Origin of the sequence: Phenylobacterium sp. (assembly GCF_041691455.1) — a bacterium.
Classification (GTDB): domain Bacteria; phylum Pseudomonadota; class Alphaproteobacteria; order Caulobacterales; family Caulobacteraceae; genus Phenylobacterium.
In genome coordinates this window covers 1-12592 of record NZ_JBEPUO010000029.1, presented here as the reverse complement: position 1 = coordinate 12592, position 12592 = coordinate 1, and the positions used below count along the sequence as shown (strand labels likewise).

The 12592-nt window shown below is 67.6% G+C and carries 10 protein-coding genes and 1 rRNA gene; 8 read left to right on the top strand and 3 right to left on the bottom strand.

Annotated features, from left to right (window positions below; translation table 11 throughout):
- Positions 1–53: 53 nt before the first annotated feature.
- A complete protein-coding gene (locus ACESMY_RS20190) occupies positions 54–2033 on the top strand; it encodes a TIR domain-containing protein (protein ID WP_372786417.1) in 1980 nt (659 codons plus the stop codon).
- A gap of 34 nt (positions 2034–2067) precedes the next feature.
- On the opposite strand, the gene ACESMY_RS20185 is transcribed toward ACESMY_RS20190, so the two are convergent.
- Positions 2068–2844, bottom strand: a complete 777-nt coding sequence (locus ACESMY_RS20185) for a PhoH family protein (protein WP_372786416.1) — start codon at positions 2842–2844, stop codon at positions 2068–2070.
- 311 nt (positions 2845–3155) lie between these two features.
- On the opposite strand from ACESMY_RS20185, the gene ACESMY_RS20180 reads away from it, so the two are divergent.
- The 4 genes from ACESMY_RS20180 to ACESMY_RS20165 all read left to right on the top strand — a co-directional run bounded on the left by ACESMY_RS20180 (position 3156) and on the right by ACESMY_RS20165 (position 6761).
- A complete protein-coding gene (locus tag ACESMY_RS20180; RefSeq protein WP_372786415.1) occupies positions 3156–3686 on the top strand; it encodes a gamma carbonic anhydrase family protein in 531 nt (176 codons plus the stop codon).
- Between the two features lie 57 nt (positions 3687–3743).
- Positions 3744–4526 (top strand): enoyl-CoA hydratase-related protein, encoded by a 783-nt coding sequence (locus ACESMY_RS20175; protein WP_372786414.1) that lies wholly within the window; start codon positions 3744–3746, stop codon positions 4524–4526.
- Between the two features lie 66 nt (positions 4527–4592).
- Positions 4593–5063, top strand: coding sequence for a DUF805 domain-containing protein (locus ACESMY_RS20170; protein ID WP_372786413.1), 471 nt, complete (start codon positions 4593–4595; stop codon positions 5061–5063).
- 39 nt (positions 5064–5102) lie between these two features.
- On the top strand, positions 5103–6761 hold the full coding sequence (locus tag ACESMY_RS20165) for a choline dehydrogenase (RefSeq protein ID WP_372786412.1): 1659 nt from the start codon (positions 5103–5105) through the stop codon (positions 6759–6761).
- A gap of 7 nt (positions 6762–6768) precedes the next feature.
- Here the strand turns inward: ACESMY_RS20165 and ACESMY_RS20160 are convergent, their stop codons facing one another.
- On the bottom strand, positions 6769–9651 hold the full coding sequence (locus ACESMY_RS20160; RefSeq protein WP_372786411.1) for a M16 family metallopeptidase: 2883 nt from the start codon (positions 9649–9651) through the stop codon (positions 6769–6771).
- 139 nt (positions 9652–9790) lie between these two features.
- Here ACESMY_RS20160 and ACESMY_RS20155 point away from each other — a divergent pair, with 139 nt between their 5' ends.
- Complete coding sequence (locus tag ACESMY_RS20155) at positions 9791–10507, top strand: rhomboid family intramembrane serine protease (protein WP_372786410.1); 717 nt, start codon at positions 9791–9793, stop codon at positions 10505–10507.
- An 89-nt stretch (positions 10508–10596) separates the two neighbouring features.
- Positions 10597–11025 carry a CBS domain-containing protein gene (locus tag ACESMY_RS20150; RefSeq protein ID WP_372786409.1) on the top strand — a complete coding sequence of 143 codons (429 nt, stop codon included), beginning with the start codon at positions 10597–10599 and terminating at the stop codon, positions 11023–11025.
- On the opposite strand, the gene ACESMY_RS20145 is transcribed toward ACESMY_RS20150, so the two are convergent.
- A complete protein-coding gene (locus ACESMY_RS20145) occupies positions 11007–11453 on the bottom strand; it encodes an Rrf2 family transcriptional regulator (RefSeq protein WP_372786443.1) in 447 nt (148 codons plus the stop codon). The genes ACESMY_RS20150 and ACESMY_RS20145 overlap by 19 nt on opposite strands.
- 652 nt (positions 11454–12105) lie before the next feature.
- Between ACESMY_RS20145 and ACESMY_RS20140 the strand changes: the two genes are divergently transcribed.
- A 16S ribosomal RNA gene (locus ACESMY_RS20140) occupies positions 12106–12592 on the top strand; the annotation flags it as partial.

Below are 12592 nucleotides of genomic sequence, written 5' to 3'. Positions count from 1 at the left end.
CCAGGCGCGCAGCCGCTTTCCAGGCGCCGCGGGTTGTGGTCCCTTCCGATGGGATGACCGCAGTTTTCATCTCCTACGAACGGAGCGCCGCGGCGACGGCGCAGCGCGTCGCCGCTCGCCTGCGCGCCGACGGCCGAGAAGTCTGGCTCGATACGGAACTGCCGCCCGACCGGCTTTATGCCGATGTGATCAACGAGCGCCTGCAGGCGGCCGGCGCGGTTGTAGTGCTCTGGTCGAAGGCGGCCTCGGCGTCGGAGTGGGTTCGAGCGGAGGCGGATTTGGCGCGGCAGCACCATAAGCTCGTCCAGGCCACGCTTGATGACACCCTGCCGCCGATGCCCTTCAACCAGGTTCAGTGCGCCAAGCTGAAGAGCTGGCGTGGCGACGCCGATCATCCGGAATGGGCCAAGGTCGTCCGTGCGGTCGATGGCTTAATCCGCGTGGGCGCCTTGGCGGCCGATCGCCCCTCGGCGAGGCGGAGACTGCGGCCCGTCGCCTGGCGGTGGATCGCCGGCGCGGCGGTCGTGGCGCTGGTCGCGGCCGGACTCTGGCTCGCGCGCGAGCGGCTGTCCGGAGTGACGGCGCCGGCGGCGACCCGGGTGGCTATCCTGCCGTTCCGCGTCTTGGGCCCGGGCGCGCAGGCGCACACCTTTGCCGACGCTCTGATAGACAAGATCCAGGGCGCGCTCAACGACAACCAGATCCAGGTGGTCTCCCGCAGCGACGCCGAAGCGCTGGCCGGCCCCAACCGCGACCAGAAAATCCGGGACATGGGCGTGAAGCTCCTGTTCAACGGCTCGGTCCAGGACGACGGCAAGGCCACTGAGGTGGCGATGCACTTGGACGACGCGGCGCACCACGTGACGCTCTGGTCCAGCAACTTCAGCGACGCTTCCGACCGGGCGGAGGCGCTACAGGGCGGGATCAGCGGCCGGGTGGTGGCCGTCTTAAACTGCTCCTCACGTGCGCTCAGCCCTACCGACGGTCTGATCGACCCCGAGGTGCTTTCGCAATACCTGCTGGCCTGCGACCTCTTCGCCCGCTCGGGCGAGAACGACCCGCAGATGACCTTCAAGATGCTGAGCGCGCTTCGGCAGGTGGCGGCCCGGGCGCCGCGGTTCCCGCCGGCCCACGCCGCGCTAGCCAAGTTCCTGGCCTACAGCGCCCCGGTGATGCCGCCGGAGCAGGGGCAGGCCTATAGCCGCGAGGCGAAGGCCGAGGCCGACAAGGCGATCGCACTCGACCCCAAGAACGCGGACGCCTACGTCGGGTTGGAATTGCTGGAGCCGGCGGCCAACTGGGCGCAGCGCGAGGCGTTGCTGCGAAAAGGCCTGGCCGGCGATCCCGATTGGACCCACGCTAACGGCTTCCTCGGTCAGACCTTGGGCGAGGTGGGGCGGCTGCAGGAGGCGGTGGTCTATAGTCAGCGGGCAAGCGCCCAGACCGCGCTCGGCGAGACCTGGGTTCCGCCGACGGCGGTGCTGCTGATCTCAGCCGGCCGCACAGTGGAGGCCGACGCCTTGCTGACGTCGCTGGAAGCCAACCGCAAGGACTCGGCGAACGACTGGCGCTACCGGCTGATCGCGCGCACCAACGAAGGACGCTGGGACGACGCGATCGCCGTTGTCGACGAGCCTATGGCCGCACGCGTGATGCCCGCATCGGCTATCGCCGCGGAACGGGACTTTCTCCAGACCGCCAAATCCCCGACGCCGCCCGCCGTGGCGCGTCAGCGCGCCGCGCTTCTCGCCTCGGCCGGCGCCAGCAAGCCCAACCTTGAGAGCGCCATCTCCCACCTCTCGACGCTCGGTCTGCTGGACGACGCGTTCCGGCTCGCCGAGCAGTACAGGCCCGACCGGGCGCTCACGGGCGGCAACGCCGAATTCCTGTTTGGCCCGCAAATGGCGCCGATGCGCCGCGATCCCCGGTTCATGCAATTCGCCACGCGGATCGGGCTCGTCGACTACTGGCGCAAGACCGGAAAGTGGCCGGATTTCTGCCGCGACCCGGCCTTGCCCTACAGATGCCAGTAGGCGACCGAGCCCGAAGGCCCGGCCGCGGCTGACCTTAGAGAACCCCCAGCATCTCCGCGACGAGGGGGTGGCGGACGATGTCGCGGTCGGCGAGGCGGACGACGGCGATGTTGCTGACGGCCTCCAGCTTCTGGGCGACGGTCCTGAGGCCCGAGAATTCCGGCAGCAGGTCAGACTGGTCCGGGTCGCCGGTGACCACCATGGTCGAATGCCAGCCGAGGCGCGTGAGCAGCATCTTGAGCTGCACGTAGGTGCAGTTCTGCGCCTCGTCGATCACGATGAAGGCGTTGTTGAGCGTGCGCCCGCGCATGAAGCCGACCGGGGCGATCTCGATGGCGCCCTCGGCCATCAGCGCCCGGACCCGCTTCATGGAGAGCCGGTCGGAGAGCGCGTCATAGAGCGGGCGCAGGTAGGGGGCGAGCTTGTCTTCGGCGTCGCCCGGCAGGTAGCCGATGCTCTCGCCGGCCTCGACCGCCGGACGCGAGAGCACGATGCGCCCGACGCTGCCGCTTTCCAGCGCCTCCACCGCCTTGGCGATGGCGAGGTAGGTCTTGCCGGTGCCGGCCGGCCCCAGCGCCATGACCAGGTTCTTGTCGTCGATGGCCTTGATCAACTCTTCCTGGCCCGGCGACTTGGCCTTGATGGTCTTGAGGTAGCCCTGGTCGCGATCGTCGTTGGAATTGTGATGGGCGAGCGGCGACCAGCCCCTGTCTCGATCGAGCGGAAGCCGACGGATCTTATCGTCACCGGCAAACTGGCCGGCGTCGAATGCGCCTTCGCGCAGCTGTCGCTTCAGGGCTCGCTTGGTCATCAAAAGCCTCCGTGGGGGCAAGAAAAAAGGGCGTCTCCGCAATGGAGCGCCCTTTGGATGGTCGGGATGAATCGAAGCAGGCGGCGTGCGCGGCCCGGGGGCTGTTCCCGGGAAGCCGATCCAGGTCCTGGGACCCGGGAAGAAAACACACTCAGCGCCATCAACTCCGTCCAGCGCGGGACACGGGACCGAAGGCTCGGCCCGTCGCAACCAAGAGGGTTTCGCCCTCTCGAATCGCCCGACTAGAATGATCCTAACTTGGTTTCGTAAGTGTTAAATGGACCGATTGTCGCAAGAAACGGGGTGTGCGGATGAGTGTCTACAACTTGGGCAATGTGACACCTGAATTACCGAACGATGACGAATACTGGATTGCGCCCAACGCCTCTGTTATGGGCCGAGTGATTCTCAAGAAGAACGCCTCGATCTGGTGGGGCGCGACGCTGCGTGGCGACAATGACCCGATCACGGTCGGCGAGAATTCCAACGTCCAGGACGGCTCGGTGCTGCACACCGACACCGGCTCGCCCCTGACCATCGGGGCCAATGTGACGGTCGGGCACATGGTCATGCTGCACGGCTGCACGGTCGGCGACAATTCGCTGGTGGGGATCGGGTCGGTGATCCTGAACGGGGCCAGGATCGGGAAGAACTGCCTTATCGGCGCCAATTGCCTGATCACCGAGGGCAAGGAAATCCCCGACAATTCGCTGGTGATGGGCGCGCCCGGCAAGGTGGTGCGCGAGATCTCGCCCGAACAGGCGGCGATGCTGGCCGGCGGGGCGATGCACTACGTCCAGAACTGGAAACGCTACCGGCGGGACTTGAAGCAGGTTTCCTAGTTCGACTTGACGAACCCCGCGGCGCCCGCCGAGCGTGGCCGCAAACGGGAGGACGTCATGGCCTATGAGTTCGTGAAGGTGGAGCGGGAGGGGCCGGTGACGGTCTTCACCCTGAACCGGCCGGAGGTGATGAACGCGCTGCATTCGCCGGCGCACTTCGAGCTTGCCGAGGCCTTCGACGCCTTCGCGGCGGACCCTGAGCAGTGGGTGGGCGTCGTCACCGGGGCGGGCGAGCGGGCCTTCTCGGCCGGCAACGACCTGAAGCATCAGGCGGGCGGCGGCAAGATGGGCAGCCCGCCGTCGGGGTTCGCGGGCCTGACCAGCCGCTTCGACCTGACCAAGCCCTTGATCGCGGCGGTGAACGGGGTGGCCATGGGCGGCGGCTTCGAGATCGCGCTCGCCTGCGACGTCATCGTGGCCTCCGAGGCGGCGATCTTCGCCCTGCCGGAGCCGCGGGTGGGGCTGGCGGCGCTGGCCGGCGGCCTGCACCGCCTGCCGCGCGCCATCGGAACCAAACGCGCGATGGGTATGATCCTGACCGGCCGCCGCGTCTCGGCGGCCGAGGGGCTGGAACTCGGCTTCGTCAACGAGGTCGTGGCGCCGGGCGAGCTGATGGCCGCGGCGCGTCGCTGGGCGGGGCAGATCTGCGAACTCTCGCCGATGTCGATCCGGGCCTCGAAACAGGCGGTCTACCAGGGCCTCGACGAGCCCAGCCTGGAGGCGGCGATCAAGGGCCAGAACCGCTACCCGGCGGTGGCGGCCCTCTATCAGGCCGAAGACTTCATCGAGGGACCGCTGGCGTTCTCGCAGAAGCGCCCGCCGCAGTGGAAGGGACGCTAAGCGCCCCTTGACGATGAGAACAAAAGGGGATCATCGTGCCTCCACGGTCAAGCTTTGGGGGGTTTTATGAAGCGTCTATTTTCCTATTTTTCGTTTCGAGGGCGAACCAATCGGCAGCGCTATTGGGTCACGGGGTTTCTGCTGAGCATGCTCGTTGTCGTGGCGGCATTCGTGGAGGCAGGGCTGGCGCCGCTATCCGTGATTGGCGTCATCGCGAGCCTATTGTTCGTCGTAATATTGCTGGCTGGCCTGGTAGTTCTCTTCGCCAACGGCGCCCGTAGACTGCACGACCGAGGCATGACCGCCTGGTGGCTGCTGCTGTTCCTGGTTGTGCCTATGGTGCTGTCGATGCCCGGTGAATTGCTGAGGTCCAGCCAAAGCGAGGATGCTCAAATGGCTGGCGCCGCGCTTGCGCTGCTGGGCCTGCCCTTTTCGCTCTGGGGCCTCGTCGTCATGGGCTTCCTGAAGGGAACCGCCGGGCCCAATAAGTATGGCGACGACCCGCTGCAGTCCGCGGTGCAGGAAGTCTTCGCCTAGGCGCTTGCCTAAACCTGACGCCGGCGTCAGGTTCAGGGGATGGAACACTACGACTACATCATCATCGGCGCGGGTTCCGCGGGTTGCGTGCTGGCCAATCGGCTGACCGAGGACACGGACAAGACGGTCCTCCTGCTTGAGGCGGGCGGCAAGGACAGCTCGCTGATGATCAAGATGCCGGCCGGCGTCGGCGGGCTGATCGGCAAGGCCGGGCCGCAGAACTGGGGCTTCTGGACCGAGCCGGAGCCAAACCTGGAGGGTCGCAAGCTCTGGTGGCCCAGGGGCAAGGGCTGGGGCGGCTCGTCCTCGATCAACGGCATGATCTATATCCGCGGCCACGCGCGCGACTATGACCAGTGGGCGCAGATGGGCCTGCGCGGCTGGGCCTATGCCGACGTGCTGCCCTATTTCAAGAAGTCGGAGAGCCTGGAGGGCGGCGGCGACGCTTGGCATGGCGGGGAGGGCCCGCTGAAGGTCTCCAAGGCCTCCTCGCCCAACCCGATCTATTCGGCGACCATCCAGGCGGGCGGCCAGGCTGGCTACATGCTGACGGAGGATTTCAACGGCTTCCAGCAGGAGGGCTTCGGGCCCTACCAGCTCACCATCCACGACGGCCAGCGGTGGAGCGCCGCGCGGGGCTATCTGCATCCGGTCCTGAACCGGCCGAACCTGACCTGCCTGACAGGCGCCAGGACCACGCGGATCGTGATCGAGGACGGCCGGGCGACCGGCGTCGAGATCTATGACGAGAAGACCAAGACCACGCGGATCGTGCTGGCGGACGCCGAGGTGCTGCTCTGCGCCGGCGCCGTTCAGTCGCCACACATCCTGCAGCTCTCAGGTGTCGGTGATCCGGAAGAGCTTTCGGCGCATGGCGTGCCGGTGGTCCATGCGCTGAAAGGCGTGGGCGCGAACCTGCAGGACCACCTGGACGTGACCCTCTCCTGGGTCTGTCCCCAGCCGATCACCGCCTATTCGATGCGCAAGGGCCTGATCAAGACCCTGGGCGTGGGCCTCAACTACATGCTGTTCGGCAAGGGCGCCGGGCGGCAGAACTTCCTGGAATCGGGCGCCTTCCTGCGCTCGCGGCCCGACCTCGATCGGCCGGACCTGCAGATCCACACGGTGCTCGCTATCATGCAGGACCACGGCAAGGTCTCGGTGGCCAAGGACGGCTTCACCTTCCACGTCTGCCAGCTCCGGCCCGAGAGCCGGGGCCGGGTCGGGCTGAAGTCCGCCGACCCGCTCGCCGATCCGGCGATCTTCGCCAACTACCTCTCCGCCGAGGAGGACCGCCGCGCGATCCGCGAAGGGGTGAAGATGATGCGCAAGGTGGCCCAGCAGGCCGCGCTCGATCCCTACCGCTCGGAGGAATATTCGCCGGGCGAGGCGGTGCAGACCGACGCCGAGATCGACGCCTGGATCCGCAAGACCGGCGAGACGATCTATCACCCGGTTGGCACCTGCCGGATGGGAGCCGCGGGCGATCCCATGGCGGTGGTCGACGCCGAATGCCGGGTGCAGGGGCTCGCGGGCCTGCGGGTCGTCGACGCCTCGGTCATGCCGACGCTGGTGGGCGGCAACACCAACGCCCCGACCATCATGATCGCCGAGAAGGTCTCCGACGCCATCCGCGGCCGGGCCTTCCTGCCGGCCGAGGACGCGCCGGTCTTCGGCGACGGGCTGAAGGCGGCCTGATCCGCCGCTACTTTGCCGGCGTCACCTCGAGCTTGAAGGCCCTGTCCTCCTTCAGGACCAGTTCGGCGGCGTGCTTCACATCGGCGGCGGTCACCTTCTCGGTGCCCGGGATGATGTGCCGGATGAATTCCAGCTTGCGCGGCTCGGCCTGGGCGCCGGAGAGTTCCGCCAGCCAGTACTGGTTGGTGACGCGGGAGCGCTCCAGGCGGTCGATGCGAGGCTTCTTGGCGCGGGCGAGCTCGTCGGCGCTGACGTCCGTGGTGCGCAGATCGTTGGCGATCTTGGCCACGTCGTGGAAGAAGCCGTCGAGCTTGGCGGGCGGCACCTCGACACTGGCGGCGAGATAGCCCCAGCCGGTCCAGGTCAGGCTGTGGGCGTAGCTCACCGAGGGCGAGTAGGTGACGCCCTGGGCTTCGCGCAGCTCGTCGATCAGCCGAAGGCCCATGACTTCGCCGAGGACGTCGGTCTCCAGCGCTTGCTGCGGATTGGCCCAGAGGTCGTTGGTGGGCCACGCCACATAGCCGATCGACTGGTCCGCGCGGCCCTTGTGGGTGAAGTCGGCCGGCTGGGCGTTGGCGGCCGGGAAGCCGATTTGGCGCTGGGCGGCCGGGACCGGCTCGGCCGCGCGGCGCGCCGGGAGCGAGCCCAAGGTGCGGGCCACCGCGTCGACCGCCTTGTCGACCGTGATGTCGCCGACGATGACCACCTCGATGGGATCGGACGCCAGGTGCGGGGCGATCTGCGCCTGCAGGTCGCCGAGCTGGGCCTTGGCGATGTCGTCGCGGCTCGGGAAGGTGAAGCGCCGGTCGCCGCCGTGCAGCAGGCCCGAGAGCTCGCGGCCCAGCACCCCGCCGTCGGTGCCTTCCATCTGGTCGTGGACGGTCTTGCCGGCGGTCTGCTGGCGCTTGAAGGCTTCCGCCCGCCAGCCCGGATCGGCGACGTAGGCGGTCAGCACCTGCATCTCGGTGGGCAGGTCCTGGGTGCGGGTCGAGCCGGAGAGCACGAAGGCGTCCTCGCCGGCCGAGAAGCGGCCGCCATAGACCTTGGAGGCCAGCACGCGTTCGGTATCCTCGTTGTCGATCTGCTTGAGGCCGCCCTCGATGAAGGCGTTGCCGAACCAGGCCATGCTCTGGCGGTCCTTGGGCAGGTCCTGCAGGCCGTCGCCGATATTGACCCTGACCAGCACCTCGTCGTCGCGGAACTTGGTGGGCTTCACGGTCAGGCGCACGCCGTTCTCGAAGCGCACGAAGACCGTGTCGAGGTCGGTAACCTCCTTGGTCTCGGCGACCTTGCCGGGGGTCCCGAAGCTCGCATAGGGCCAGACCACCTCGTGTGGCGCGGCCGGCGCGGCCACGGCGACCTTCTGGGTGGACGCGTATTCGGAGAGAATCGTCTGTTCGCCGCCGGGCACGGGCTTCGGCGAGGACATGAACAGCAGCGGGCCCTCGCCGGCGAACGCCGCCTTGAGCGCGCCCGAGACGGTGTCGGCCTTCAGGCCTTTCGCCGTGGCCTCGAAGAAGGCGAGGTCGTCGGCGGGGTTGGTCACCACCTCCTGGTCGCCCAGCGAGCCCACGATCTCGTCGGCGATCTGGGCGGGGCGGCGGGTGGCGGCGCCGGCGACGGCGGCCTGGGCCGAGGCGCGGACCTCGGCGATCTCGCGGTCAAGTTCGTCCTGGCGCACGCCGTACTGGACGATTCGGCGCTCCTCCTGGTCGACCGAGGCCAGGGCTTCGCGCCAGCCGTCGGCCTGGGCGGCGACGCTCAGCATGGTCACCTCGGCGGAATGGCCCTGGTCGGTCTTGAAGGCGGCCGCGGCGATGAACGGCGGGCGTGGCGATCGGCCAAGCGCCGAGAGCCGGCGGTTCATGACCGCGAAGCCCAGCTGTTCGATCAGGTCGGCGCGCCGCTTGGCCAGGCGGTCGGGCCGCAGGTCCGGCGGCCGGACCCAGGTGACCTGCATGGTGAGCGCCGCGCCAGGCTCGACGACCAGCTTCGCCTCGGTCTTGCGCGGCTTGATCTTGCCGAGGTCGGGCTCGGGCCCGGCGGGGCCGTCGGCCTTCCAGTCGCCGAAGCGGGCCTTGATCTTGGCCTCCATGGCGGCGGGATCGAAGTCGCCGACCGCGACCAGCACCGCGCGCTCGGGGCGGTAGTAGTGATGGTAGAAGTCGGCGATCAGGCCGGCCGGGGCCTTCTGCAGCACGTCCACGTGGCCGATCGGCTCGCGCGTCGGCATCCGCTGGCCGGCCAGCAGGTATTCCAGGCGGGACTTGTAGACCCGATAGGCGGGGCTATCGCTGGCGCGCTCCTCGGAGAGCACGACGCCGCGCTCACGGTCGACGGAGGCCGGCGCGATGGTCAGTTCCGAGGCCGCCTCGCGCAGGAGCTTCAGCGAAGTGTCGACGGTGTCCTCGTCGGTCTTCGGCAGGTCGAGCTTGTAGATGGTCTGGTCGAAGTTGGTGGAGGCGTTGGTGTCCGCCCCGAAGGCCAGGCCGTGGCGTTCGAGGATCTTGACCATCTCGCCTTCCGGCACGGCCTTGGAGCCGTTGAAGGCCATGTGCTCCAGGAAGTGGGCGAGGCCCTGCTGGGCGTCGGTTTCCATCAGCGAGCCCGCGTCGAAGCGCAGGCGCAGCGCCGCCTGGCCCGCCGGGATCGCCTGGCGCTTGATCGCGTAGCGCATGCCGTTGGGCAGCGACCCGAAACGGATGTCGGGATCGGCGCGCACGTCGGAGTGGGCCTGCGGCCATTCGCCGGGCGGCAGCTTCTCCAGCGCCGCATGCGTCTCGCCGCCGAACTTCGGCCGGTGAGGCAGGCCGATGGCGAGGGCGAAACCGGAAGTCGTCAGCGAAATCGCGGCGGCGAGCGCCAGGCTCGCGCGCAGGGTACGGATCATAGATGAGTCCCGATGGGGTCCGACAGGACCTCTACTGTCGCCAAGCCAGATGGCGGCGGCAAGGCAAGAAGCGGGCGACCGGGCGCAACTGTGGCGGGGCGGTGTCGCCGAACCGCGGCAAAGCGCCTAAATGAGACCGATGACCGAATCGCGCTTCGAAGAGACTCCTGGCGAGCCGCAACCGCAGCCCTGGTCGGGCGGCTCCGAGCCGCAGCCCGGCGAACGGCCGGCGCGCGAGCCGCTGTTCAACGCGCCCTGGCAGGCGGTGGCGGTCACTATCCTGATCGTCGGCGGCTATGCGATCCAGACGCTCTTCCCCGTGGACGCGATCGAGAAGGCCTATGCCTTCGCCCCGGCCAACCTGGTCCCCGGCCGCTGGGAGACGGTGATCACCGCCATCTTCCTGCATGGCGGTTGGGCGCATGCGATGATGAACGGCGCCTTCGCGCTCGCCTTCTCGACGCCGCTCGCGAGGCTGTTCGGCTCGAAGGTCGAGGGCGGATTGCTGTTCTTCACCTTCTACATATTGACCGGCGTGCTCGCGAACCTGGGATTCGCGGCCCTGCATCCCGGAAGCCCACAGCTGGTCGTGGGGGCGTCGGGCGCGGTTTCGGCCCTGATGGGCGCCTCGGCGCGGCTGATCGGCGGGGGAGGGCGGCCCGGGCCGATCTTCTCCAAGCCGGTCCTCAGCCTGGGCGGCGCCTGGCTGGGCATCAACCTCTTGATCGCGGTCATCGGCGGCTCGTTCCTGCCGGGGTCCGGCAGCGCCGGCGTGGCCTGGGAGGCGCATCTGGTGGGCTTCGCGGTCGGCGTCTTCCTGATCAGCCCCTTCGCCTGGCTCTCGCCGCGCGACTAGGCCGGAGCCTTCTCACGCGCGCGTGCGTTGAAGAGCCGGCGGTTCTGGGCGACGCTGTTCTTCCAACGTGAGAGCGCGAGGGACATCCGATGCTTGTCTCGCAGATCCTGAGAACCAAGGGCGACACCGTGTTCACCGTCGCCCCCACCGAGACCATCGCGGCGGTGGCGGCGCTGCTGCATTCCAGGCGGGTTGGGGCGCTGGTGGTGTTCGAGGCCGAGCGGGTGGTGGGAATCGTCTCCGAGCGCGACGTGGTGCGCGCCATGGCCGAGGGCGGGGCCGCGGCGCTCGGCGAGGCGGTCTCCGGCGTCATGACCCGCGACGTGCTGTTCGCCCAGCCGGGCGAGACGGTCGATTCGCTGCTGGCGCGGATGAGCGACCGGCGCATCCGCCACCTGCCGGTCTGCCAGAAGGACCGGCTGGTCGGCATCGTCTCCATCGGCGACCTGGTGAAGTCGAAAATCTCCGAGGTGGAGGCCGAGGCCGACGGGCTGAAGGCCTATATCGCGGCGAGCTGATCCATCGCGTCGACACCCGAGCCGGCGGCGTCGGCCAGGCTGTAGCGCTCCAGGACCTCGGCCGTGGCGTCGCGGGCGCGCAGCAGGGCCTCGCGCAGCGTGCAGGCCTCGAGGTCGGGACAGTCCTCGCACTTGCGGTAGCCGAGCCGCGGGCTGACGCAGGGCGCCAACGCCAGCGGGCCGTCGACCACGCGGATCACCTCAGCAAAGCTGATCTCCGGCGCCGGGCGGGCCAGGGTGTAGCCGCCGAACTTGCCGCGGCGGCTGGTGACCAGGCTGTTGCGGGAGAACTCCAGCAGGATGGCCTCCAGGAACTTGCGCGGCGCGTCGGCGCGCAGCGCAAGCTCGCCGGCGGTGACCTGGGCGCCCCCGGCGCGCGCCAGCTCTACCAGCGCGCGCAGTCCGTACCTGGCCTTCTGCGACAGCATCCCGCCTCCTTGGGCTCCCTTCATAGGAGGCTCCGAAGGGCGCGCAAGGCAAGGCTCCGCAGGGGGGAATTTCGCTCCGCCGACAGACGGAGATTGACACGCGCGAGGCCCGCCCCTAGATAGCGCCTCCCGCTCGGGCGGGGCCAATCTCAGGCGGTTTGGAAGGGGCCAATAACCCCCTTGCTTTTCTCCTGAGAATGGATATTTTCCCGAGCCTCAATCGAATCGCTACCGACTGTACGAGGGTTGCCCCTCTGGCGGCCCGGTGTGGTTTTTGCGCCGTTTTCCGGAGCGATCCGGGGTGCGGCGCGAAAGTCTGAAACGACCGATTGACACCTAAGAGGCCGGCAACTAGATAGCCGCCTCCGCCGGCCACCGGCGCTAAACAGTGGGGTCGGCGAAAGCCGGTCGGGTCTTTGACATCGTTGAATTGGAAAGAGAAACGCAGGCGGCGGTGTCCTGGCGGTTACCCTAACCAGGTAACCTCGACACTGACGAACTTGCGGTCTCTTGAAGACAATACCATGAATATCAATACCCTTGGGCTTCGGCTCTTGGGCATCGATGTGAATGGGAACTCGTCAAGAAATACGCAGACTATATGCCAGCCCAATTCCTCGGAATTGGGTAAGCTATAAGTCAGTGCTCAACTCAACCTGAGAGTTTGATCCTGGCTCAGAGCGAACGCTGGCGGCAGGCCTAATACATGCAAGTCGAGCGCACCTTCGGGTGAGCGGCGGACGGGTGAGTAACGCGTGGGAATGTGCCCTTTGGTACGGAACAACTGAGGGAAACTTCAGCTAATACCGTATGTGCCCTTCGGGGGAAAGATTTATCGCCATTGGAGCAGCCCGCGTTGGATTAGGTAGTTGGTGAGGTAAAGGCTCACCAAGCCTACGATCCATAGCTGGTCTGAGAGGATGATCAGCCACACTGGGACTGAGACACGGCCCAGACTCCTACGGGAGGCAGCAGTAGGGAATCTTGCGCAATGGGCGAAAGCCTGACGCAGCCATGCCGCGTGAATGATGAAGGTCTTAGGATTGTAAAATTCTTTCACCGGGGAAGATAATGACGGTACCCGGAGAAGAAGCCCCGGCTAACTTCGTGCCAGCAGCCGCGGTAATACGAAGGGGGCT